The sequence below is a fragment of the Cupriavidus sp. 96C5-1 genome (assembly GCF_057798855.1).
Window position 1 is genome coordinate 100,964 of the sequence record NZ_JBYOJU010000032.1, and the last position, 23,386, is coordinate 124,349.

Annotated in this window: 16 protein-coding genes; 6 read left to right on the plus strand and 10 right to left on the minus strand. The window is 58.3% G+C overall.

The genetic code is table 11. From position 1 onward, the window contains the following. Positions 1-1,631 precede the first annotated feature (1,631 nt). The 5 genes from AC3FOF_RS29345 to AC3FOF_RS29365 form a co-directional block, all read right to left on the minus strand. Complete coding sequence (locus AC3FOF_RS29345; protein WP_488728577.1) at positions 1,632-2,648, minus strand: restriction endonuclease; 1,017 nt, start codon at positions 2,646-2,648, stop codon at positions 1,632-1,634. A 359-nt stretch (positions 2,649-3,007) separates the two neighbouring features. Further along, the gene (locus tag AC3FOF_RS29350; RefSeq protein ID WP_488728578.1) at positions 3,008-3,448 is read right to left on the minus strand and encodes a hypothetical protein; all 441 of its coding nucleotides are present in this window, start codon (positions 3,446-3,448) and stop codon (positions 3,008-3,010) included. Positions 3,449-3,551: 103 nt separating this feature from the next. Further along, entirely contained in the window at positions 3,552-3,989 is a 438-nt protein-coding gene (locus AC3FOF_RS29355) for a hypothetical protein (RefSeq protein WP_488728579.1), read from the minus strand. After that, a complete protein-coding gene (locus AC3FOF_RS29360; RefSeq protein WP_488728580.1) occupies positions 3,976-4,938 on the minus strand; it encodes a M35 family metalloendopeptidase in 963 nt (320 codons plus the stop codon). Before AC3FOF_RS29360 ends, AC3FOF_RS29355 begins: the two co-directional genes overlap by 14 nt. Before the next feature lie 502 nt (positions 4,939-5,440). Further along, positions 5,441-5,734, minus strand: coding sequence for a DUF1484 family protein (locus tag AC3FOF_RS29365; protein ID WP_488728581.1), 294 nt, complete (start codon positions 5,732-5,734; stop codon positions 5,441-5,443). A 269-nt stretch (positions 5,735-6,003) separates the two neighbouring features. On the opposite strand from AC3FOF_RS29365, the gene AC3FOF_RS29370 reads away from it, so the two are divergent. Further along, positions 6,004-6,249, plus strand: coding sequence for a helix-turn-helix domain-containing protein (locus AC3FOF_RS29370; protein WP_488728582.1), 246 nt, complete (start codon positions 6,004-6,006; stop codon positions 6,247-6,249). 1,585 nt (positions 6,250-7,834) lie between these two features. Here AC3FOF_RS29370 and AC3FOF_RS29375 read toward each other — a convergent pair. After that, the gene (locus tag AC3FOF_RS29375; protein WP_488728583.1) at positions 7,835-8,203 is read right to left on the minus strand and encodes a hypothetical protein; all 369 of its coding nucleotides are present in this window, start codon (positions 8,201-8,203) and stop codon (positions 7,835-7,837) included. 53 nt (positions 8,204-8,256) lie between these two features. Between AC3FOF_RS29375 and AC3FOF_RS29380 the strand changes: the two genes are divergently transcribed. The 3 genes from AC3FOF_RS29380 (at position 8,257) to AC3FOF_RS29390 (ending at position 12,551) form a co-directional block, all read left to right on the plus strand. Next, positions 8,257-10,275, plus strand: a complete 2,019-nt coding sequence (locus tag AC3FOF_RS29380; protein ID WP_488728584.1) for a hypothetical protein — start codon at positions 8,257-8,259, stop codon at positions 10,273-10,275. 267 nt (positions 10,276-10,542) lie between these two features. Beyond that, positions 10,543-11,235, plus strand: a complete 693-nt coding sequence (locus AC3FOF_RS29385; protein ID WP_488728585.1) for a hypothetical protein — start codon at positions 10,543-10,545, stop codon at positions 11,233-11,235. Between the two features lie 401 nt (positions 11,236-11,636). Continuing rightward, positions 11,637-12,551 carry a hypothetical protein gene (locus AC3FOF_RS29390; protein WP_488728586.1) on the plus strand — a complete coding sequence of 305 codons (915 nt, stop codon included), beginning with the start codon at positions 11,637-11,639 and terminating at the stop codon, positions 12,549-12,551. Between the two features lie 820 nt (positions 12,552-13,371). Here AC3FOF_RS29390 and AC3FOF_RS29395 read toward each other — a convergent pair. The 4 genes from AC3FOF_RS29395 to AC3FOF_RS29410 all read right to left on the minus strand — a co-directional run bounded on the left by AC3FOF_RS29395 (position 13,372) and on the right by AC3FOF_RS29410 (position 20,648). Further along, complete coding sequence (locus tag AC3FOF_RS29395) at positions 13,372-17,586, minus strand: nSTAND3 domain-containing NTPase (protein WP_488728587.1); 4,215 nt, start codon at positions 17,584-17,586, stop codon at positions 13,372-13,374. Between the two features lie 294 nt (positions 17,587-17,880). Further along, the gene (locus AC3FOF_RS29400) at positions 17,881-18,624 is read right to left on the minus strand and encodes a hypothetical protein (protein ID WP_488728588.1); all 744 of its coding nucleotides are present in this window, start codon (positions 18,622-18,624) and stop codon (positions 17,881-17,883) included. A 228-nt stretch (positions 18,625-18,852) separates the two neighbouring features. Continuing rightward, positions 18,853-19,203, minus strand: coding sequence for a hypothetical protein (locus AC3FOF_RS29405; RefSeq protein ID WP_488728589.1), 351 nt, complete (start codon positions 19,201-19,203; stop codon positions 18,853-18,855). 683 nt (positions 19,204-19,886) lie between these two features. After that, complete coding sequence (locus AC3FOF_RS29410) at positions 19,887-20,648, minus strand: M35 family metalloendopeptidase (protein WP_488728590.1); 762 nt, start codon at positions 20,646-20,648, stop codon at positions 19,887-19,889. 309 nt (positions 20,649-20,957) lie between these two features. On the opposite strand from AC3FOF_RS29410, the gene AC3FOF_RS29415 reads away from it, so the two are divergent. Together AC3FOF_RS29415 and AC3FOF_RS29420 are read left to right on the plus strand one after the other, a co-directional pair. Then, positions 20,958-22,121 carry an SRA domain-containing endonuclease gene (locus AC3FOF_RS29415; protein ID WP_488728591.1) on the plus strand — a complete coding sequence of 388 codons (1,164 nt, stop codon included), beginning with the start codon at positions 20,958-20,960 and terminating at the stop codon, positions 22,119-22,121. Positions 22,122-22,558: 437 nt separating this feature from the next. Further along, positions 22,559-23,376, plus strand: a protein-coding gene (locus AC3FOF_RS29420) for an IS5 family transposase (RefSeq protein ID WP_488728592.1) whose coding sequence is annotated in 2 segments (ribosomal slippage) — positions 22,559-22,907 and positions 22,907-23,376 — 819 coding nt in all. Because the reading frame shifts where the segments join, the coding sequence is not laid out codon by codon here. Positions 23,377-23,386: the final 10 nt, after the last annotated feature.

Genomic DNA, 23,386 nt, shown 5'->3' on the forward strand with positions numbered 1-23,386 from the left:
ACGACCACGACGCCTTGCTGCTACGGAAAACGGCGCTGCCCTCGCAGCCCTAACTGCGCGCCCGGACATCGACTGCCGATCGCGTACGAGAGACCACGGGCTGCGTCGATGTCGGCCTGGCGCAATACTGCCCTCCTGGATCCAGGAGCTCGACAGCGGGTGCGACGGCACCCGCGACGCCAAATGCGATCAGAATCAGCGCGATGCCCTGCGCGGGGTGGTTGCTGAAATACCCGTTCGCTAGCCGGTGGATCACGATGGCCTCCACAGCACGGCGGACGGCGCTTCGGGGTTGGGCGTCATCATTTCAATGACGCGTGCCAATACAACAAGGCCAGCGAGCTGGCGATCTAGCCTGTTCCATCCTCTAGCCACATTGCCTCCGATCATGTTGCTCACTGACAGGTGATTCTGTCAGTCAAGCCGATCAATCCAGTGTGGCGTTTTGACGGAATTATTGTGCCCCACAGAAGGAGGGCCGGGTTATGCAAAAGTCAAGGGAATTAAAGTGCTCGCAGCGTCGGCTTCGCGACTGGCCGAGCTGCCTTGGCGAGTTGTTAAGCCAATCCGGCACCGCAGTGGGACGCCTGTCCCGCCGCTATCGATCGCCATCGCACATTGTGCGCGTGGGGGGGGCAGGTACATGCCATCGCGGCACGGCGACAGGACGATGAGGACGACGGCTTCAAGCAACCCATGCGATGCAAGGACTGGGAGATCGTGGTGCCGGAGCTGGTGCATGAGGCGTGATGCGCCGTGGGAGACGGCGGTGTACGCCTGCTGCCGCATCCAGCTGCTCGGCCAACTGCGTGATCGCGAGCCGGGGCCGACAGTTTTCCGGCATACCGCTACGAATCCAGTCCTCATACGCGATGAAGTCCTGCGAGTCGATTGCCAATCCGATGAGCGCCACATTCTCGGCAGCGAGCGCAACGATGCCCCATAGCGCCGAGCTCCCCACCCTGAGTGCGAGCGCCAGGATCACGGAAAGGATGGAGAACAGATTCAGATGGCGCGGCGTGAATCTGATCGAGAACTACTCGTTTCCCGCGATTCCGGCTGCGTTCGAGCTCGCGCTCGAAGGTCCATGACGGGGTCTAATCCGGCCTCTGAATGTCGAGCGAAAAGAAACTGCGAATAGCTGGTAATGGCGAACTCAGCCGTCAGACCGATCCCTGAACTATACCGGCACGCCTGCCGCCTCATGTTGCCATTGCTCCCGGCTCAAGAAGGGGGCATACAGTGCAATCACTAATCCCCGCCTGTATGTTGCATCGGGCGATTCCTATCGACTTACCAAGGAGCAAGAAAAGGAGCATGTGTACGCCGACGATGGCGACAGCGCTTTGCCCGCGTAGTCCAGGCTAGCCGGCGGTCCGAGATCCGTCTTCGTTGCAGGGCGGGGCCCCGAACAACAGTGGGCGCTGCTTGAGGACCACCAACATCCCCTCTCGGTACAAAACACCTGCCACCCGCGAAGCATACTGGCGACTCGAAGCCAGTCCTTCACTGAGATCGCCCGTCGGGCAAGTCTCCGCGAACGACCGCCTTCCGCGCTGCAACTGCCGTTCCTTTTCCAGATTGTCCAGCCATCGGTCGGAACGGTGCTGGGCGACTTCATGGCGAGAACACTAACTTCCGCGGCGGATTCTGTCGATCCACATGTCCAGATCGTCGCGGTCGACCTTGCCCAATTGATAGCGATCCCGCTGGATTCGCTGGGCAGCACCTCGCGTCAAGAAAGTACTGGTGACGATGAAAGCTTTGGACGCGCCAAACTCATCCCTGGTATCGGCCAACTCCCGCACAACGGACAGTCCAACCTTATTTCCCACTTGTTTTTTCTTTGCCTGCCAGAGCGTTTTGAATAGGCCTAGGGGTCCAAGATCCTTGATCGCGATCACGTCCACACCGCCGTCTTTCGACCCCTCCATCAGTTCGACCTCGTATCCGTCCGCCTCCAGAAGTTCTGCTATCAGCTTCTCAAACTGGCGCCAGTGCAGGTCGTCAATATCGCTGGATTGTGCTAGCAGCGCCTGAAGAACGGAATAACTCGGTGAAAAGCGAGCTACCTCAAGTCGCGATTCTGGCAGCAGGATCGATCGAGGCTCGAAGAAATACTCGGACCCGATAAATTCGTCCCAGTGGCTATAAGCGTTCGTGTTATGGGACAGGAATAGAGCTAGGGATCGCGACTGGGGGTTGGCAGCCAGCAGACGTTCGATGTACGCGACCAGAGGCGGCTCTGCGTCGTGTGCTTCGTCGACAACAATGAAAAAGCTCGCAGTTTTACCCAGTTCAACGAGAGATGATCCGAGCTCAGAGTGCAGCACCTGATGAGCGGATACAGAGATTCCATTACCGCTTGTATCTTTGAGGTGTTCCGCGCTATCAACAAACGCAACGCCCCTTTCCTCGCCGACGATACGCCATTGATTAACGAGAGCCCGATTGTGGCTAATGACCAGCATATTGCTATTACGCTTCAATCGGAGCAGCTCATGTCCTGTGTACTGTGCAACTGTCGTTTTTCCCATTCCGGAACTCGATATGAGGCGGGCCCGCTGCCCATCGTCTGCCAGATATTTCGCGACAAACGCCAACTGCCAGTCGGCAAGTTGGGGGATTTTCCTTTGCATATCGGTCATGGGAAAAAGTGAGGTATATTTTCCCGCTACCGTATCACAGGTTCTGGAGCATGCTGCGGCGGGAATGACTCCTGGTACCATCATCCAATGCGCAACGTAACCGGCCGTCTGCACAAAGCGAATAGGATCGCCACATGGGCGATAATGCGACTGGCTATGCCTCCGACACCCACCGGCGTACGCTCGCGCCGGTGGGCGCGGTCTGCATCAGAATCGCTGCTGCAGCAACCGTGCGGAAGTACTTGGGCAATAACATAGACGGCCATATTATCGGCAGTCTCAATGCACTGCGGGTTCTTTGCCGCAGCCTGCCGTTTGACAACAGGCGGCTGGGCAGGGAGAAGTCATCTAGCTCATGCCTAGCGACTCTGCGAGGTCGGTTCCGGAGCTGGGCAGCAAGGGTGCGGACACCCCGGCATGAAATTGATATGCGCAAAATTCGGCGGTTCCGCCGACTTGCCACGTTTGTAGCGCGGTATTTCCATGGAGATCTTGCTCGCCGGTACATCAAATGTCGTCAGCAAAGTCTCCAAGTGGAATGCGCGCTTGTGCGCGAGAGCATGACTAACACCATGGGCGGGGGCCTCGTACAGGATAATGTGAAAGCCCTTTTTGTTCTCATAGGCTGCCGGGTCGTCGATCATCCACTCCGCCAGTCTGCGAACCTCCGAAGCCGGCAGGCGATCCACACCGGGCTCGAAATTGCTGTTGAAGGAAATATCGAAGCTGCAAGCCAAGGCGGGCTGCGGCAAGATCGCTGCCGCTGCAGCAACCGTGCGGAAGTACTTGGACAATGACATAGGCGGCCAGGTTATCGGCGTTCTCAATGCTCTGCGGGTTCTCTGCCGCAGCCTGCCGTTTGACAACAGGCTGCTAGGCAGGGAGAAGTCATCTAGCTCATGCCTAGCGAATCTGCGAGGTCGGTTCCGGACCTGGGCAGCAAGGGTGCGGACACCCCGGCATGAAATTGATATGCGCAAAGTCCGGCGCCGCCGATTTGCCCGGGTTGTAGCGGGCGATTTCCATGGAGATCATGCTCGCGGGCACACCAAATGTCGTCAGCAACTGCTTCAAGTGAGCCGTGCGCTTACGCGCGAGCACATGACTGACACCAAACGTGGGTGCCTCATACAGGGCAATGTGAAACTCCTCCTTGTTCTCATAGGCAGCCGGGTCATCGATCATCCACTCCGCCAGCCTGCGAACTTCCGAAGCCGGCAGGCGATCCGCACCCGGCTCAAAATTGCTGTTGAAGGAAATGTCGAAGCTGCAAGCCAGGGCGGGCTGCACAAGAATTGCAACCGCTGCAGCAACAGCGCGGAAGTACTTAGATAATGACATAGGCGGCCACATTATCAGCATTCTCAATACACCTGGGATTCTTTGCCGCAGCCTCTCGCTTTGCTCTAAATAGCTGATAGAAAGGATCCTCGGTCGCCATGGCATCCTGGAAGTGGGAAACCTCATGCACGAGCGTTAGCAACTGCGAGTCCACGAGGTCAGCGTAGGGCGAAAGGTTGCAAAAATTCTGTGCAATGGCGATGGTGTGGGTCTTCGTATCCGGAGCACAAACTGCGGCCGCGATTCGTGGATTGTTGCGTGTTTTAGGCGTGCAACCGATGTATTCCATCGTCTCGTCGGAGTATCGAACAAAGTTGTCGGCGGTCAGGCTCCTGAGGATCGACTCGATACGGGGAATTCCCTCAAGCAGGCGTTGGCGGACCCTTTCATCTGATACGCCAAACCACATCTCGACTCGCGCCCGATCCGCGTGGCCCCACCGTCGAAGCTCCACCAACCTCTTGCCGCAACACGAAACGGCCGTGTCACGGAGCCTGAGAATGAGGCTGCGAAACTCCGCGTTGCTCATGTTCGCACAAATCCGCTCCGAATCGTTCACGAGGTTCCTTGGCCCGTCCGACAGCTTCTCGGCGGCGAGTGGTGCGAAAGCGCCAGGTGCTGCCAAAGGCTGGAGGTGGCCTGTTCGGTCCACCTCAATGATGAAGTCCTGCTGTGATGGGATGACCAGTGGCTTGTTCGTGCATTGGCACATCACCCTGGCGCCCCGCACAAGAATCTGGCGTCCGTCCATGAGCGTGAAGTGCGGATAGGCGTCGTTCATCGCCGGGCCACCCACCTTGCAGGCTGGACAGGTGGCGTGGTCGCCCTCAGCCGCTACGGGGACACCGTGATGCGTAAAGCCGATCACCGTGGAAATCAGTACCCCGCCTGTGGCGGTCTTATCGCCATGTTTCAGGGCCTCTCGCATATCGCGCATGCCTTCCTCCATTGCCAGGTCGCCGACACTCAAAGTGGTCGGACGCCTTGCCAATGTGCCTGCGGATCGCCTTGCCGGCTATGAGAAATGTCTGCAATATCGCGCAGAAATTTCTCTTAGCGCGTGGGAGGCAAGAACTTGGGCGACGGGCTCTCATCCGGACGCCACGAGCTTTCCCCTTTGTGCACCAACTCTTCCGAGTCATCTGTTGCAATCGCTCCCTACTCTAACGGGGGCCATGCGTTGTCCGGCAGCAAGGGCTCGGCGCTCAGCCTGGCTTCCATGGCGGCGGCCCGTGCTTCGGCAGCGGTGCGCGGGCGACGTTGGCGGGCGGTCATGGGTACCTCCTGTTTGGCGATCGGGGTGCGATCTCAGACATCGGCATGTGGATGAGCGGCGTTGCCGGCCATCGTCCCGGCACGCGACGGCGTCGGGGGCTTGCCTCGCCAGGCGTGTGTATCCCCACCGCCTGCGCCTTGCGGGCCGCGGTGCAGGTGTGGGGAACGGGTGTGGCTCAGTACAGCGCTTGCATGCGGTTCACGGCTTGGTCCAGCTGCTGCTTCAGCGGCGCCAGCAGGGCATGCAGGCCGTTGTTGGCGGCTCGCTCGCCGGCCTGTAGCTCCAGCAGGAGCAGGAGGGATTCCAGGCCGGCGCTGACGCGCAAGAGGTCGTGGCAGGTTTGGTGGATGGTTTCGCGCTGGGGGTCGCCTGGCGGGGATGTCGCTTCCTCCGGCAGCAGCGCCTGGGCAAGCATGCGGAGCTCGGATGGATCGGCGGCGGGAGCGAGAGTTTTCTGGCGTGCAGTCATGGGATCACCTTTTGGCGAATGGCAGGGTGTGTTCAACAACCAGGTCCCCGCCAAGGTACTGGCGGCTGCTGGGTACTGCGATTACCCCGGTCATGTCCTGCAGGTCCCCTCTTGTGAGGGACTGCTGCAGGGATCCCTTTTTTGATTCAGTGGTAGCGATATTGCGAAGTCTGACGTGCGTGTTCAGAGGCCTTGTTCACTCAATGGCGTGGCCAGTTTGGGTAATATCGTCCGTGGTCTTATCGTCATCATAGACCGAGCATGGCGAGATGCCAATAGCTTCCCCAAGGCACGGTGGTGCCGCCCCTCTTGTTCAACTGGGTAACGCGATCCGCGAAGTCCGACTCAGGCAGAACCTGTCCCAGGAAGAGCTTGCCCATCGGGCTGGTATCGATCGCTCATACATGAGTTCGGTTGAGCGGGGAGGGCAGAACCTGGGAGTGATGCATCTCTTGAGGATTGCGACTGCGCTTGAGGTTACGGTTGCGGAGTTGATGGCGGTTGCGAAGCTTTGAGTCGCAGCGTTTTCCCGGTCGTCAACACGGTAGGTCAGCTTGCGCTGCGCGCGAGCCGGAATGCGATCAGGCGATGCAGCGCGTAGCTCGGACGGATGGGCCTCAAACATTAAATCGCAACAGGGACCAAAACTCTGGCCCAGTTCGCGCGCCGCCTGGCATGTCATTGAACGGGCCATGCAATACGAAAGGAGTGATGGCTCCAGGAGCTTCAGCCCCTTCACCGGGAGGTGAGACAAGACGTCATCGCGCGCGGCAGCCATACACATATGCTGCGCGGCACTGATTTTGACGACGGTTGGACCAGATTCCGGGCTGAAGTGAATTGGCAAGTCCAATATTCCTCCTGTCGAAGACGGGCTCAGGTGCGTGCGCTCAAAAATTCGCGACAGCGATGCACGCAATGACGTGAGCAGATTGGCCGCTCCCGGCATGGCAAAGGCTTCCACCGCAAATCAGAGGGGCGCAAAGGCCCCTCCGCATGGTCCATAATGCGGCTGATCATTCTCAGCGCGAGTCGACACTTGCCGCCTCACAGAGGGCGGCGGTCGCCATCGCACGACGCTGCAAGGTGGGCTCGCGCCAGGATGTCGTGAACGAAGAAGCGACGACCGACGTGCGTGCACGGGGGTCCGCCCCTGTTCGCAAGTCGCCCGGTCGCTCACTAACTGAAGTTGGCGAACGAGGCTAAATTTACCTAGTAACGCTTAAATAGCCCAATTGAAATGCGCGATCGGGTAGAAGAGTTGATAGATTTCGTTGCAGGCGGACACCGGCGCTTCAAGCGCATGGAGGAACTGACCGGGGTGAAGTCCGATAGCTGGAAGAACACGTGCCGCAATCAGCAGCGCGTGACCCAGGAGATGGTGGAGGCTATTGGGGCGGTGTGGCCTCAGTATGCGTACTGGCTCGTCACGGGGAAGACGGACGAGGAACATGGGCATACATCGCCGATTCGGGATCGGATTGCGCGGGATTTGGAGAAGGTTAGAGCGGGGGAGGGATAGGGGTCCGCTAAGGAGCTTCGTCGGGCTTCGGTCACCGATTTCCGGGGAAGGCTGCAAGGATCTTCAAGAAGAAGTAAGAATGCCCCCGGTACCCCATAAGCCTTGGATCAAGGTTGGCGCCCAGAGGCATTGGCTGCGGACCAGAAACCAGGCAGGTAGGGTAGTCGCGGTCAAGGCCAGATGGCTCTGATCGACCCGATACGGTCTTCCGATGCGCCATCATTCAATGACTTGAACTGGTAGGGAATGAGATGTTGGTGGCTGCTCTCCAGTGGCGCGGTTGTGGCGAGACCAGCGTTTGACCGAAGGGGGCGTCAAATTGATGGCGCCGCAGCGAGAGACAATCCGGGAACTTACTTCAGCAACCCTTGAAAAGAAAAACGTCCATCAGTACAACCAATGGACGTTTCCGAAAGCATGATGGCCGTTAGGGGGACGTACACGTGAAGCTCGATGCCACGGTCGGATCGCCCCCGACGTACTTCGGGTACTGCGGGCACAACTGCCTAACGATTCCGGCTCGCGGCGCTATCCCCGCCGTCAAAGCCTTCGCCAACCCGCAGGCAACTCGATCCAACTTACTCCGGGTCGAGCATGCTCGGCGGAAGCGGCGTGCAGTCGTCGAGCGTGGTTTGGGCGTCCAGAACGATCTCCCGCGCTTCGTTGAAGGCCTGCGGGGTGATCTTTGCGCGATCGATCAAGTGAGCCGCGCGCCGCAGTGCTTCGGGCAACGACTTCGTCCGCACCATCTCTTCGCCATACGGCAGATCGTCCAGGGAGAGGCGTCGGTCTTCGTTCGCGCTCTCGAACTCGGCATCAATCTGGCCAGCGCACGTGCGGTAGTGCGACACCGCCGCGCTGGTGCAAGCCACCGCTTGCTCCAATTGTTCAGCCTCCTCTACGGTCGGCGCAGCCTCTATGGCGTCCGGAACTATAATAGTGCCCATTGCATCACTCCATGTTGCAGCACAGGCTCTCGTGACTTAGTCGAGAGCGCAGCATGCCTTTGATTGGTAAAGGAAAAAGCCCCGCCAAGGGCGCACTGCTGCGCGCCCCTAACCGGACCAGCCAAATGCTAGGGGGGAGGGGATATCAAGGCCACCGGAAAGGACAAGAGGCGATGAACGACGTGCCAGACCAGCGATATGCGATGACCCCAACCTACGAAGAGTTGTTCGAGGAGCTGGCTGTCGGATTCGGGCTGGCGAGCTCCCAGGCCGAAAAACTCTCCACGGTTCGCTCTTGGACAACCAAGCAGACCCGTTACTCGACCAAAACGCCGCACCCTAAAATTCGAGGGCTCGCCAACGAACTTGTGGCGCTTCTTGCTGGGGAAGACCCCGAGGCTTCGGAAATAGTACGCCACTGGCTGCGGCAATATGAGGCGCTGCTATCGCATCTTCGGGCAACGCCTCTTTTCACTCGGCGCGGGCATGGCGATGGAGTAGTTCTGTTCCTTCACGCGTGGGTGCTCCCCCAAACGGCCGTGGTACTTCGGTGTGCTCAGGAATTCGGCAAGACATCACCTCTATTTCACATCCCTGACCTGTTGCCGCCCCTCGATGAGTCTTCTTACGATATCGTCGCAGCGGTCAAGGAGGTTGTACGGGCGCAGATCGCGTCAGAAGAGCTAGGCACGGTAGCGTCGGAATTCAGATCCGCGCTGAACAAGCTTGACGCACGTTCAGACAAGAGGCTCGCTACCATTGAGTCGGAACTCGAGGCGCTTAGGACCGCTCTGACGATGCACCTCAGCGAAGACGCGCTGAACGCAGCCATATCCCGCGTGCGCGCTGCCTACATCGCTGGCATGGCGGTAAAACGACTCATGGCGCGAATGTCGTCGCTTGTGCCAGGTGACCCTGTCACCCATTGGCGAGAGTTACGCCGCCGTTTTGAGCAGTTGCCGGAGCTTGATCCAGAGGCAGCTCCCGAGAGTTACCCGGAAGTTTCTCGAATCACGGGCTATCACCTGCATCTGTTTGGGGAACTGATGAGGTCGATCGATCTCGAGGCGTTGGAGCGACGGGGAAATTCGCCTTTCAACTTGCTGCGTGCATGGCTCTGGAAGCGCCTAGATCATGTTGCGGCCGCTCGGTGCCGACCCCTGCGCGACCTCCATTCTTTGTTGGAAGGCCACTCCATAGACGCCGAGGCCTTCGATGTCGCCATGACTGCCTTCCAAAATCACGATGACCAGCCAGTCTTGGCGGCCTACGGGGACCTCGCCCGGGCGCGCTTCTTACTCGCACAATCCGATGCCGACGGTGCCCTCGCCCATGTTCGGCGCGTACTGGACCATGCGGAGACCCGGCAGCTAGGCAGTTTGGGAGCGGCCGCGGCTCGATTCGCAATAGCGCTGGCGGTAATGTTCAGTCAGAAACTGAACCGAGGAAGCCTGGACCCATTGGTCATCCACTTTGCGCAAGGAACGATGCAGGAAAATCTTCTCTCAATCCCGCATCCGACCGTGTTCGCCTCTTTCTCGCACGCGCCCACCCTGACCTCGTCCGACGAAATGGTCATGCAAGCGATCTGCCTGTTCAACACGGAGTACATCGCAATGATCCCGGGGCTTGCGAGACCATACTGCAACCCGTTCGGGCGCCTGGATCACGCAATCGGCGATTACTTCATCTATCGAGACGAAGCAATCACCGCCAGCAAGGACGGGACGAACCAATGTGGGATTGATAGCAATCCGCCCGGTGACACCCCTGACTGCATCCTTGCAAAGGCCGTCGAGCGAGCTTTCCCTCGGAGCGGGCGCAAAGGTAGCTACCTACGTTTCGCCACCATCCCACCCTACGAAGCCCTGCGCGATCTATCGTTCTATCATCCGCGGCTATTCGGGAACCACTCCGCGGGACATGATCTGTTCATGGCACTGAACCCGAACCTTCTGCGCTACCAGACGTTGAAAGAGAGCGAACAGAAGGCTGTTCTGGGACATCTGGATCAATCGGCCTACGAGGCTGACGTAGCCCGGTACAAGGGCCGGGGACTAGGAGCGAATTAGCTCGAAACAAAGTGACGCGACCCGCGTCACCCAGATAGTTGGGGAGTCACCTCGCGCCTTGGGTGAATTCGCAGACGATCGCTCCATTCGGCATCCCGTCATGTGTTCGGAACAGGGCTCATGCCACAACGAGCGTTTGCAATCGTGGACAGCTTTAACCATGGTCATGCAGCAAGTCCTGCGGCAAACTGTGGACTATTGGCGACAGCTTTTGTCCACACGTAGCAGTGATCAACGATACCGAAACAAGAAAACAGGGGGAGTTCCATGGCAGTCGAAGCGGCCAACGCGAGTTGGTTGACGCTGGTTGCGTCAAGTGCCGTTGTTAGTGCGCTGGTAAATGTCGGTTGGAACGTGTGTTCAAAGCTGCTCGATCGGAAGCGCGAAGACGAGAAAGATAGGAAGAGAGTCGGGCACGTCTATCTCGACATTGCTTTGCAACTGGAAGGCTTCGCCAAGCGCAGTGACGCATATCTTTACGATATCAGCAACGCCCTTTGGCATCGCGCTACGTATCACGATGAATCCTACATCGACAAACTCAAATCGGTCTCGCTTTCCTTCGAGCCGGAGCCGAACTGGACTGAACTTCCGATACCGTTCGTTGCACGTCTGAAGGCGCTGCCTGGGCAGTTCACTTCCACAGAACGATGGATTCGCGACCAGTGGGACAACTGGGCGGATATTGAGGACGTCTATCATCTGGAAGAGCAGTGCATTGCCTACTACGGCATCAAAGTCCTAGACGTCGCTGACGATATCCGTCGTGAGATTGGGGCTGGCACAGGCGACAGCGGAACGTTGAGAAAACACTTTATTTCCGAGATCGACGCGAGAAGGAAGCGCTTTGCAAAGGATCGCACTGCCGTCACCCTGATTCCTGAACTTGAAGCAATGTTCAAGTCGGAATTTCCAGAAGGTCCTGACAACTCGAAAGCGGTTGACGCACACGCCACGTAAGAGAGCCGTCTTCGTCAACTTCTGTAGCTATGGAGCATCGCGTCCCTTCCTGGCTGGTCTCGGCCCCAGACGTGTCAAGAGCATCTCGACGACCGTGGACTTGCCACAGCCAATGTTGCCGGTGACGGCGATCCGCAAGATGGGGTTCGTCACGTGGAGTTGGGGACGCGGCTTGCTCGGATGCACTCTAAGATGACTGGGACCAAGGCGACGTTACGCCCATGGAGGCGGTCGAGATGGATGACTTCGAGCGGCGTCTTGCCCGGCGGTATGCGCCTGCGCAGCACCGAAACCTGACTGAGGTAGGGTGGCAGCCAGGAAACTGAGAAACCTCCGAGAAAGGCCTTGTAGAACAACCCGGTGTATGCCCTATGCTGAATCTCAACTGCGGAGCGAACCCCATGGACCGACTATACGATGCACCGGATGAGCAAGGCAGCGGCCTCACAGCCGACATTTCTCCGGCGATCCCCAGCTCGGTGGGCGGTCGTCTTCGTCTCGTTGAGAGCCCCCGGAATGCCGCAAGGGCGATCGTTCAGTACTTCCCTGCGAACTATGTACAGGACACGCTTGACATACTGCAGGCTCGTAACGCCTTCTATGAAGCGCAAGGCAATCGCAGCATCTTTGCTTGCTCCATCGCACTCGCCGAAGCATTGATGCGAGTACTAGAGGGCTGGGGGCTGAAGCGGAGCTTTCCCGCTATGCCTGGGCTGCGCGACAAGGAAGACGTCGTAAGGTGCCTGCGTGTTCTGCGTGAGCCCCTTGCGAAGCTGGCTGAATTGAGTATGAACCCTCCGCGGCTGCATGGGCGTAAGCGCGTCGCGCCGGGGCCGCTGTACACCCCTCATGAACTGGATCAAGCGGTCTTGACCCTGCTCATTGCGCTGGCGGATGGCATCTTCAAACGCTGTACGCAGGCGACATACTTCATGAAGGCCTTGCTGCTTCTGACGGGATATACCGTCGCATTCGACGGTCGCGTCAAGAAGGGGGCCACACTCGCCGGTCTGAGGAGTATGTACAGGGGCTTTCCGGTTGCGAGCATTCGAGAGTCATCCACGACGCACGCATCGCTCGCCATTCTGACGCTACCCTACCTTGTGGGGGAGGCTTGGTATGCCGAGCCGGAGGTCTTCGAGGAACTCATCGCGGAGGTCGGCCGTCATTCCGCGTGGGCGTCGGTGGTATCAATGCTTCGCCATCCGGCGCGCCTGTTCGACATCCTGCTTTTCGTGCAAGGAAAGCATGGACTCGTACTTCTGAGATATGAGGGTACCGGGGGATGGCCCTGGTACGAGTCGCTGGACCGGTGAGGGTAGCGGGGAGGTAGGAGCGACTCAGGCCTTGGTCAGTCGAACCCTGGCGTGGCCATGACGCGAGATCGCGTTTGCCAAATGCCGGCAGGTCGCGTGAGTTCGTCAACATGCATATAGTCGACCGCCGCTTGCAGACAACGTGATGCTGGTGCCGGCCGCGCGAAAGGAGAGGGCATTGCGATTCGCGTTTGGATAACTAACGGATGCACGAGTTCGGGGTCGGCCACGTCACAGCTCTCGGACCTCAACGACAAGCTTGTCGGTCTTGGTCCGTGCGCTTCGCTAACGGCAGTTTCCTGGACGAAGCGGTCGTCTGAATGGCACGGTCGGGGCGACATCGAACGTCGCTTCCTGGCCCCATCTCTGCCGCTCTGCGCGCCCTTGGCGAATGACCCGTATAAGAGCACTCCCGCCGCTGAATCCAGTGACACGCTGGCGCGCACACGAAGGAGCTGTCGCGTCATAGCAGCTCCCAGTGATGCATGCGTGGCCCATTGCAACATGCTCACGGAGTGGCTGGCGAAGGGACAGTCATTCGCTGCAGCCGTCGAAACGTTCAAGGAGCATCCTCGCGTGAGTTACGGCGAGGGCAAAATGACACTCGAGCGCGTCGGCGTGCGTATTATTTTGTTGGAGCGTGCAGCCCAGTTCCAATGTAAAGGCCCGACACCTAGTCGGACGCACATCCCGGTACATGACTGCATGCTGTGGACCTGGCCCGAAGGGCGGTGCTCCGACCATTGCTATCCTTCCTGCAGTTGCCCGGCACGTCGGCCGCATCAGCCGGTGCAACGCCGATCGTGGTGGCAGGGCATGATCACTCCATACCGAACATCTCGGAAAAGGTGATCACTGGCATGGTTGATCGTCTGCGCAGCTTCCAAGGTTCAAATTCCGCATCAGTCAGCGGCAGCCCGGTTCGATGACCAATGAGCCAAAGAAGGACAGCCTCGACGTCGGTATCCGATGACAGCGAAGCCAGCCATTCCCGCCCCCTTTCTGACAGGGGCCAGCGCGCAATTGTTGTCTTGCCCTCGGTTATATCGGTGGAATTGTCGAAGAAGGGATGATCCGCCGGGAGCAGAGCGTACTTTACTGCAAGCTGCTGCGCATGATCCCGATCGTCGATCATGGAGAGCGCTAGAGCGACTCTAGCTTGCGACGCGCTCTCTCCCCGTAGGACCTGGATGGTCGATCCGTCGGACGTGGTTGCCAGCCGGCATCCCAGCGCCATCAGCGCCGGCGCGGCAATTTGCGGATCAACGTGCTCGGCAGCGGCTTCAATGAGGGTCCACGGGGCGAGGTGAGTCTCCGAAGGTCGATGGTGCAGGCGATGAACGATATTCCATGCCGCGGCGTAGCGCACCGGATAGAGATTTTCGTTGGCCTGACCTACCACATGCTCGTCTCTCAGAGCATGCTCCAATGTATCCCAGATTTTTACGTTGTCCGGTTTCGCCAAGAGATCAAGCAGCTTTACGTACACTTCAACGTCGATTGGTTGGTCTGTATCCGCGTTCAGGAACTGGATAATGTGGTCCAAGACGGCGCTCGGCGGGGGTTCGAAGTGCGCGAGCGCGTCTGCCGCAGCTCTGGCAACGTGGTACTCCGGCTCATCTCGATATTGCTGCTCGGGGTGACGGGCGTAGTTGCGAGTGTCATTCAGGAGCGTCAGGAGCATGTCCAGCCCGTCGCTCCAGCTTTGTTCTCCGATCGTCTCGGCGACTGCTGCGCGAACCAGCGCGCTTTTATCGTGCGCCATCTTCAGAATGCTGCGTCGCTGCATTTTGGTGCCGGAGGGAGCAAGATTCTGTATTGCCAGGCACCTCACCCGATAATCGGAGTGGTCAAGGGCCTTTGCAACAATGGCCATGTTGGCACTTCCACCGGCTTGGGCGAGCGCCGCGACGGCCGACTGAGCGTCGGCGGCGTCATCGGATGACGCCCACGTGGCCGCGACCGAAGAGATGTCGTGTCCCTCTGCGGCTGAAAGGACCAACAGCAGTCGGGCGAGTGCACGAGGTCCATCTGCCATGAGCATCTGGGCTTCACCTGGCGCCAGTTTTCGGAATTGCTGTAGCAGCGTAGTGTCGTCGGCATCCAGTGACCATGATAGGGCAAGGTGAACCGCCGCTCGGGCAGAAGGGCTGCTGGCGGCGAGTACGCGGGAGGCCGATGCCCCTTTTCTTGCGCCATCCTCAAGGTCGACGATAAGCGGTGCCAGCATGGCGGCACGCGCGGAAGGAAGGCCTTGTATGAGGTTCAGCAACGCGGCCTCAGCGGTGCGACGTCCATTCTTTCCTTCGCCCTCGCTCTCCAGCCAGGAAAGCGCGCGAACGGCGGCAGCCAGCACGTTTGGCCCCCCAGTCATTAGAGCGGCTGCTACGCGGTCAAGGGCGTACGAAAGCCGCCGCTCCCCGATCGCGCGCAGTCCTTCCGCCTGAAGCTGGTCGTCATCTTTCACCGCCGCGAAGAACGCGTCGAGCTCTGCGGCCGACACCATTTGACGGTTGGTTCTCATCAGCTCTGCCCACAGAGGCAGGATGATGTCCGGTCTGGGGTGACCCGGTATCCAATCATAGCCTTCCTGTCGACGCCGCGCGCGTACATACCCCTTGGCATAGTGGGTCGCGGAAGGACCTTCTTCCTCAGCCCTGTCCTGGATGGCGAGTTGTTCGGCAAAATCAACTTCGCCCTGCCAGGCTTGCCGGCGCTGTTCTCGCGACGCATCGAGTGCGGCGTCGACGGTCGCATCCAGTTTCATGATCTGTGCCCAAACCTCGTCATAGGGCGGTGTGGGCCAGGCGAGGGCGCCTTCCGCGATTGCATCAGCGCTCATCACGAAACGTTCGGCGTACACCACGTCGTCCCCCGCTTTCAGGAACGCCCGGGTCAAATCGATGCCGAACGCCCTGATCCACGGTAGAAGGTCGTCTGCTTCGTAGTTCTCACGGGTCGCGGGCAGTATGTAGGAGATGAACCCCTTTGCGATGCTTAACGTCGGATCAGCGGCTATCACGGCTTGTCGCTGTGCCTTCGTGACTTCGGGAGGGCGCCACCCAAAATTCAGCCAGCCTTTTTCACGAGGCGCACCGCGGCCAAGCCATCGGACGAGCTGACCGATCGGTGTCTCGCCGCTTAGCCGACGCCTGGCGGCGTCCCAAGCGGTACGGAATGCGAGTGGCTTCTTGAGCGAAGCTGAAAGGCTCTCGATTAGTAGTGCATCCAGGGTCGCTACGACGTTGTCATCAAGGATGACCCCCTTGTCCTGCTGCGCGCGTACTCCGTCGACCAGGCGAAACAGCTCATCGAGCCAGTCGGGATGCGATCTGGCCAACTCGCAAGCGGCGGCGGCCGCCACATTCAGGGCGGTTTCAGCGGCACGCGGATGTTCACGCACAAGGCTTCCCAGTGCCTCCACGACCTTGCTGTGGGCAATGAAGGCACCCTCGCTATCGACCTCGAGCTGAGTCTGAGCGAGATGTTTTGCCAAATCGTCCAGAGCGATGTTAGGTCCATGAGCTTGATCGATGTGCCTTCGAAGCATACGAAGGCGATCGGGCTGGAGGCTTCGCGAGAATCTCAGAAGAGCCCACAACACCGTCGCGCCACGCACACCGGGATCCGCGAAACCACGCACATGTTCGATGACAACGTGCCTGCGGCTGTCGGTCAAAGCTCTATCGATGAGAACGTCGATGTCGGCGTCGGCGGGCTTGGCGACGGCGGCCAACTCGCGAGTGAAAGCGTTGATTTCGAGAGGCGAGCGCATGCGGTCCAGCAAGCGCCTCTGGTGCTGCCGGGTCAAGTCCTGTTGCCAGGAATTGGCGTTCTTGAGGTTGCCGTGCAGCATGGCGCATCGCGCCTTCAGGTCGTACGCGCCATCATCAATGACGACGGTCTTATTGCCCCACACGGGGGCTGGATCCTCGCCAAGCGCATCCCGATATACCTCGCTTCGAGAGGTGATGACGAACTGCTTCTCGGGCGAAGCTTGACGAATCAGCTTGTATAGCCGACTAGTCCATTGCCCGGCGGTGTCCTCCAAACCGGACTGCCCCCAGGGATCCTCGAGATGAAACAGGGCTCGACCAGGCGCAGCGAACGCTTCCTCGATGCCACTGAGCCCTGCAATCTCCCTGACGATCTTGAATGGTGGCTTGGCGTGCCGCCGGTCGTGCACCAGGCTATCGGCGGTCAGGGATTTGCCGTAACCCGCGGGGCCGACAAGCAGGACTGCGCCCAGTCGCGCTAGCCGGTCCTCAGCCTCTGGTCGGTTCGCCGGGGGCACGTAACTAGCGAGTTGTGGGTTCGCGTGAGGCAAACCGCCCAGGCCCTCCGCGATTTTCTGGATGTCAGCCTTGCGCAAGGGGTCCGGCACCTCGAGAAACCGGTCCTCAACGAGTTGCTTCAGACGGCTCACGCAGAGGTCGAGATTCTGAGTCGGGACGTGCAGGTTTTCGGTGAGTAGAAGGTCGATTTGACGGCGTGTCTCTGTCAGCGTCATCTGTTCGATGAGCGCGATGCGGCCCGACAGCTTTTCCTTCTGATCTGCATTGAGCGCAAGGTTCGTCGGCAGGAATGTCGATGCAGATTGCTGCGCGGGACTTGAGACACGTCCCTTGGCGAGAACGCCGTCGACGCTCGTGTTGGTGATGAACACGTACCGGCGGTTTGGCTCATCGAGCAACAGCGACTTCGCTCTCGGGCGCTGGACTGGTCCACGCTTCCCCTTTGAAGACTTGTCGCTGATTACTGCGGCGAAGTCTTTTGCGCTCCAGTGACCAGCGCCCTTGAACTTGATCTGAACGTGTAGTTCATCGGCGACGGTAAGACTTGAGTCGGCGTCATCAGCAGGTACAGCGAGGTGAGCCTTGACGTCATCGTGCGACGCGGGTTCGACGATGATCTTATCGGTGCAAGCATCCGACCCGAAGGTAAGCTCTAATGCGACCCAGACGGTTACCAACTTCTGATAATCGTAGCCTTGATAGGAGGGGTTGGCGCCTCCCGCCTCGTCCTGTGTTGTCATCTGTATCTTTTCCCGAGGCAAGACATGATTATGCGCTGAATTCATTGAGACAAAGTGGGGCTTCCCGGCCGTGAATCAATGGAAACTGATGACGAGCCGAGGCCTTGTGGCGTGGAATGGCGTGGATGCGCGCTTTCCGACAAGCGTGTTGGCACGAACAATATAACCTTGCCATTCATAGTATTGAGCCAGCAATCTTTCTGGCTTATTTATTCTTATTCCAATGTTTTATTGTCGGCCAACAACGAATGACTGGCGCGCCCGCGAAGCTACTGGAATATCGAATCAGCCATTTCAGCTTAGTCGAACAAGGTGCTTCATGAAAGAGGAGGTGATTTCGAGGACAAATTCAATTTCTTCCTCTATCACTGCATCATCGTGCTTCACATAACTGTTATTATATTTTGCGTAGTAATCAAGGAGCTTGACAAACATATTAGAAAGCTCAGTCGATCCACCTTTGCTCTTGATGTGGGGCCCTATATAAGGAACTTGATTCTCGAGAGATTTCGAGTTATTGAATATGGCGCAAAGCAACTTCTCTAAAGAGAGCCTTAAGTCATCTAAAAGGTTCCGGTGGAACGCTCCATGCTGGTATTTTTCGAGAGCTTGGGAATACAGTGAGAGGGCTTCAGGATAGTTGGCGAGCCAATGTCTTGTTTCCTCGACTAGAGTCTCGTTTACCTCAGTCGGTGTATCCTGTGGATCAAGATGAGCATAACGTGTAATCAGCCGTATCTTAAGCTCCCTTCGCTCAGGGCTAGGGGGCAAGGAAAAAGACGAGTGATCACACAGTTCCTTGATAATTCGATATTGTTGCGACGGAGAGAATGCGATCAGATTCTCATACAAAGCGGTTCGCTTATTTGGTGCTTCAAATGGGTATGTGGGATGCGGAAGGCGGACATCATATTCAACGGCATATGCTGCCATAGCACGAACAATGTTGGTGCCACTGAGCCCTTTCGCTGTGTCCGCGAGAACGTCAGCTGCGTACTGTATAAAAGTTGCAGGAATAGATTGATCAGAATTTTGCATGATCGTCAGGTTAACTAAACGTGGGCAACGCTCTTGCTCGTGCCATACATACCCACTGCGACCAGGAAGAAACGCGAGTGCACGTCTTCCGTCGCCATCCCATTGCTTCTGGCCGATTGCTGTCGGTCGTGCGAAAGCCGCAGACGATCGCTCTTCCCCAGCGCCGACCCACTGCGATCGTTTGCATTTTTCAAAATGCTGCCTTTGACCATCTCGACCGGGTAACGCTCAGACCGTGTAGTGGGAGTGTTCACCTGACTCATGGTCATAGATGGTGACCGACTTGCCGTTGACGTTGCCTGAGTAGTGAAAGCCGCTCCCGTGGTCATAGCCACTGAACTGTGAACTGTTCAGGATCAAGGACACATACGCACCTCTATCATGGTCATAGAGGTTCTGGGGCGCTCCAGTCAGGTGCGCACCACGGTCATGGTCGTACAGGTTTACTGACGATGAAGAAACGCTACCTGACACGTGTATGTGCTTTCCCTGCGCAAGATCGTAAACGGCCGAATTTGTTTGTTGACCTGCGAGGTGTGCAGCGATATGTGCAAGACATGCGCGTAGATTTGCGTGCATCTTCGGTTTCCTAAAGAGACTTGCCTACGTTACTTTAGCCCATCTCCACCAGCTTACCCATCCCTGTGAGCCGGCAGGCCGCTTCTGGCTGAACTCGGCCGTCGGACCGATCACTGAACTATACCGGCACACCTGCCACCTCGGCTCTCCCACCCCGCCATTCCGCGAAGAACCAATTTTTTCGCGGCGCATAGCATGTAGGCGAGCAACGTGTATACCTCGCTAACGTCGGCGCCACCAACATCGTTGTGTCGCGGTGTGACAGCTGCCTCGCAATTCCTCGCGCCCATTGGTTTAGCGGGTAGTTTATCCCCACTTCACCCGCGAGCCCTTCCCTTCGTGCGCCGATTCTTCTGAGTCACCAGCGGCATGGCCCCCTACTCAAGGAGGGGGACCAGGCAGCAGAATCACCAATCCCACCCGCATGAATGCTACATAGGACAATTCACAAGCAGGAAAACGAGCACGCGTACGTGTGCCAAGAATCGGGCGAAAGGGCGTTGGCCTTGGCGCTGCCGGGCAGGAGGATAATCATTGTGTTCATGCCTAAGGCATCCGCCGGATCGGTTGCGGACCGGGACAGCAAGGATGGGGACATCCCGGCATGAAATTGATACGCGCAAAGTCTGCCAGCTGCGCCGATTTTCCAGGTTTGTAGCGGGCGATTTCCATGGAAATCATGCTCACCGGCACACTCTGGTGTGGGTCTTCGTATCCGGAGCACAAACTGCGGCCGCGATCCGTGGATTGTTGCGTGTTTTAGGCGTGCAACCGATGTATTCCATCGTCTCGTCGGCGTATCGAACAAAGTTGTCGGCGGTCAGGCTCCTGAGGATCGACTCGATACGGGGAATTCCCTCAAGCAGGCGTTGGCGTACCCTTTCATCTGAAACGCCAAACCACGCCTCGACTCGCGCCCGATCCGCGTGGCCCCACCGCCGAAGCTCCACCAACCTCTTGCCGCAGCACGAAACAGCCGTGTCGCGGAGCCTTAGAACGAGGCTGCGAAACTCCGCATTGCTCATGTTCGCACAGATCCGCTCCGAATCATCCACGAGGTTGCTTGGCTCCTCCGACAGCTTTTCGGCGGCGAGTGGCGCGAAAGCGCCAGGTGCGGCCAAAGGCTGTACGTGACCTGTCCGGTTCACCTCAATGATGAAATCCTGTTGTGATGGGATGAACAGTGGCTTGTTCGTACATTGGCACATCACCCTGGCGCCCCGCACCAGAATCTGGCGTCCGTCCATGAGCGTGAAGTGCGGATAGGCGTCGTTCATCGCCGGGCCACCCACCTTGCAGACTGGACAGGTGGCGTGGCCGCCCTCCGCCGCGACGGGGACACCGTGGTGCGTAAAGCTGATCACTGTGGAAATCAGCACCCCGCCTGTGGCGGTCTTATCGCCGTGTTTCAGGGCCTCTCGCATATCGCGCATGCCTTCCTCCATTGTCAGGTCGCCGACACTCAAAGTAGTCGGACGCCTTGCCAATTTGCCTGCGGATCGCCTAATTGGCGTTGGAAAATGTCTGCAATGACGCGAGGAAAGGTCGCTTAGGGGGAAGGCGCGAAGAATTTGAGAGGTGGGTTTCTCATCCGGAGGCCGCGAGTCCTTCCCTTTGTGCGTCGACGCTCCCGAGTCATCTGTTGCCGTCGCTCCCTACTCAAGAAGAGGGCCATGCAGAGCAATCACTGATCCCCCGCCTGAATGTTGCATAGGACGATTCTTATCTACATACTAAGGAGCAAGAAAAGGAGCATGCGCACGCGTGCCAAAAATAGTCGGGCGAAAAGGGGAAAGAAGTTGAGCATTCCAACGGTTGAAAGGTCGGCTATCACCTTGGCGATGAAGGAGTTCGATCGAGAACTCCGAGCGACCAAGGATTGGAAGGGATGGGATAGCAAGAAGTCGCAGCTGTATGCGATCTCTGAGAGTGGGGCGCTGTATCCGCCGAAACAGATAGTTTCCATGGCCACCGGCCTCTCGGTCAGGGGCTTTCACGGCGGCCGCCCTACAAATTCCTATCTTGAGGAACGGGGATTCAAGATTGTGCGGCTCCCGAACGAGCGTCAGGCGTCCGAGTATGCGGAGCCGCCGAGCTTCTCACTCGGGAAGATTTACGATAGACGAGCTGACATACATCTACCCTTCGGCGGCAGCTGGCAGAGTGGCATAGCGTCGTCGAGCACCGCCCAAGCCATATTCATCTTCACGGGTGATAGTGGAGAGCAGTATGGCTACCAGGACGGTCGAGACGAGCTTGGCGTGTTCTCGTACACCGGCGAGGGCCAAGTTGGCGATATGACGTTCACCCGTGGCAATCTGGCCATCCGCGATCACGCGGAGGATGGGCGAGCGTTGCATTTGTTCAAGTCGCTCGGCAAAGGGAAGGGTCAGGAATACCTTGGCGAGCATGCCTATGCAGGGCACTCGATTCGTCGGGGGCCTGATAAGAATGGGGATCAGCGCGACGTGATCGTGTTCCAGCTCGTCCCTGTGGCATTGCTGGACGACGAGAACAGAACATCATTCGACGATGAATCTCCTGCGGCAGCGCCATCCAGTTTGGAAGAGGCACGGCGGCGAGCCATGGAGGCGTTTCACGGGTCACAAGGGGAAACGGGGAAGACCGCACTGAGGCGGCTCTATCAGCGTAGCAAGCAAGTGAAGGACTACGTATTGCTGCGTGCGGAGGGAAGGTGTGAGTCGTGCCTCCAGCCGGCAGCGTTTCAGCGGAAGGATGGGTCTCCGTACTTGGAGCCGCATCACACGACGCGCGTTTCGGACGGTGGTCTTGACCATCCGCGATATGTGGCGGCGATATGCCCGACTTGCCATCGGCACATTCATCATGGGCTTGGGGGGCATCAGAAGAATTTGGAGCTAATGGAGGCGATTGCAGTTAAAGAGTCCGAGCTTTAGGTCCAAAGGACGCAGTGATCATCCACCATGGCCGCCGCCGGCTACACCATGAAAAGGCGGATCCGAGGCCTCACTTGTACTCCGGTGGTTGTTGGCCAGGAGGCACTTCACTGAACCAGTCCGACGAATGGCGGACCAATGACTCGATTCCTTATCGGCAGCGAGGAGAAGGCCTTTTCGGAAGAGACTAGCGATACGTTTTGCCGCTCCCGGGAATTTGAGCATGCCACGTCGCCGGAGGTGTCTATTCTATTCTCCAGGCTGATCTGGCTATCAATCTCGCTTTGGAGCCAACGGACTACTCGGCTCCCCTTAAAGCACCGCAATAGTCTGATCACGGGTCAACCTTAGAACCTGTTTCAAAAAGACCAGCTGGGTACTGTTAACCGCAAGGCGAAGCTGTTAACCTCGTCCGTTGTGACAACAGGATAGAGAGGATGGGCAAGCCGATCATCGACGACGAATTGTGGGCATTGATCGAACCGCTTCTGCCGCCAGCCAAGCCGCGGCGATTCCGGTATCCGGGTCGTATGCCGGTGTCGGACCGGGCCGCATTGACCGGCATCCTGTTTGTGCTGAGAAGCGGCATTCGCTGGAACGAACTACCCATCGAAATGGGCTGCGGCTCCGGGGTCAGTTGCTGGCGGCGGCTGCGCGACTGGCAAAGCGCGGGGGTATGGGATCGCCTGCACGAGATCTTGCTGGCAAAGTTGCGTGCAGCGGACCGCATCGATTTCTCGCGCGTCATCATCGACTCCTCTTCAGTTCGGGCGGTTGGGGCGGGCCAAAAACAGGACCGAACCCCACCGACCGCGCGCGACCCGGTTCCAAGCACCACGTCGCTACCGACGCCAACGGCACGCCGATTGCGGTCATCCTGACCGGCGCGAACCGTAACGATATCACCCAGCTTTTGCCTCTGATCGAAGCGATTCCTGCGATCCGGGGATGTCGAGGCCGTCCCTTGCGCAAGCCAGGTCGGATCTACGCAGACCGCGCATACGACCACGACAAGTATCGTCGACCGCTTCATGCTGCCGGCATCCCGACTTCGATCGCCCGGCGTGGTCAGCCCCACGGTAGTGGACTCGGCAAGATCCGCTGGGTCGTCGAGCGTACTCATGCCTGGTTGCACGCATTCCGTCGTCTGCGCACCCGCTTCGAGCGTCGCGCAGACATTCACGAAGCTCTTCTCAAGCTGGCCTGTTGCCTTATTTGCTGGCGCACCCTTCAGCGTGAAGAGAGTTCATTTTGAAATGAGTTCT

Bases quoted from the DNA above. Each gene is read 5' to 3' on its own strand.
- AC3FOF_RS29345 (WP_488728577.1), bottom strand. From the start codon at position 2,648: ATGACCGATATGCAAAGGAAAATCCCCCAACTTGCCGACTGGCAGTTG.
- AC3FOF_RS29350 (WP_488728578.1), bottom strand. From the start codon at position 3,448: ATGTCATTGTCCAAGTACTTCCGCACGGTTGCTGCAGCGGCAGCGATC.
- AC3FOF_RS29355 (WP_488728579.1), bottom strand. From the start codon at position 3,989: ATGTCATTATCTAAGTACTTCCGCGCTGTTGCTGCAGCGGTTGCAATT.
- AC3FOF_RS29360 (WP_488728580.1), bottom strand. From the start codon at position 4,938: ATGGAGGAAGGCATGCGCGATATGCGAGAGGCCCTGAAACATGGCGAT.
- AC3FOF_RS29365 (WP_488728581.1), bottom strand. From the start codon at position 5,734: ATGACTGCACGCCAGAAAACTCTCGCTCCCGCCGCCGATCCATCCGAG.
- AC3FOF_RS29370 (WP_488728582.1), top strand. From the start codon at position 6,004: ATGCCAATAGCTTCCCCAAGGCACGGTGGTGCCGCCCCTCTTGTTCAA.
- AC3FOF_RS29375 (WP_488728583.1), bottom strand. From the start codon at position 8,203: ATGGGCACTATTATAGTTCCGGACGCCATAGAGGCTGCGCCGACCGTA.
- AC3FOF_RS29380 (WP_488728584.1), top strand. From the start codon at position 8,257: ATGCCTTTGATTGGTAAAGGAAAAAGCCCCGCCAAGGGCGCACTGCTG.
- AC3FOF_RS29385 (WP_488728585.1), top strand. From the start codon at position 10,543: ATGGCAGTCGAAGCGGCCAACGCGAGTTGGTTGACGCTGGTTGCGTCA.
- AC3FOF_RS29390 (WP_488728586.1), top strand. From the start codon at position 11,637: ATGGACCGACTATACGATGCACCGGATGAGCAAGGCAGCGGCCTCACA.
- AC3FOF_RS29395 (WP_488728587.1), bottom strand. From the start codon at position 17,586: ATGACAACACAGGACGAGGCGGGAGGCGCCAACCCCTCCTATCAAGGC.
- AC3FOF_RS29400 (WP_488728588.1), bottom strand. From the start codon at position 18,624: ATGCAAAATTCTGATCAATCTATTCCTGCAACTTTTATACAGTACGCA.
- AC3FOF_RS29405 (WP_488728589.1), bottom strand. From the start codon at position 19,203: ATGCACGCAAATCTACGCGCATGTCTTGCACATATCGCTGCACACCTC.
- AC3FOF_RS29410 (WP_488728590.1), bottom strand. From the start codon at position 20,648: ATGGAGGAAGGCATGCGCGATATGCGAGAGGCCCTGAAACACGGCGAT.
- AC3FOF_RS29415 (WP_488728591.1), top strand. From the start codon at position 20,958: ATGCGCACGCGTGCCAAAAATAGTCGGGCGAAAAGGGGAAAGAAGTTG.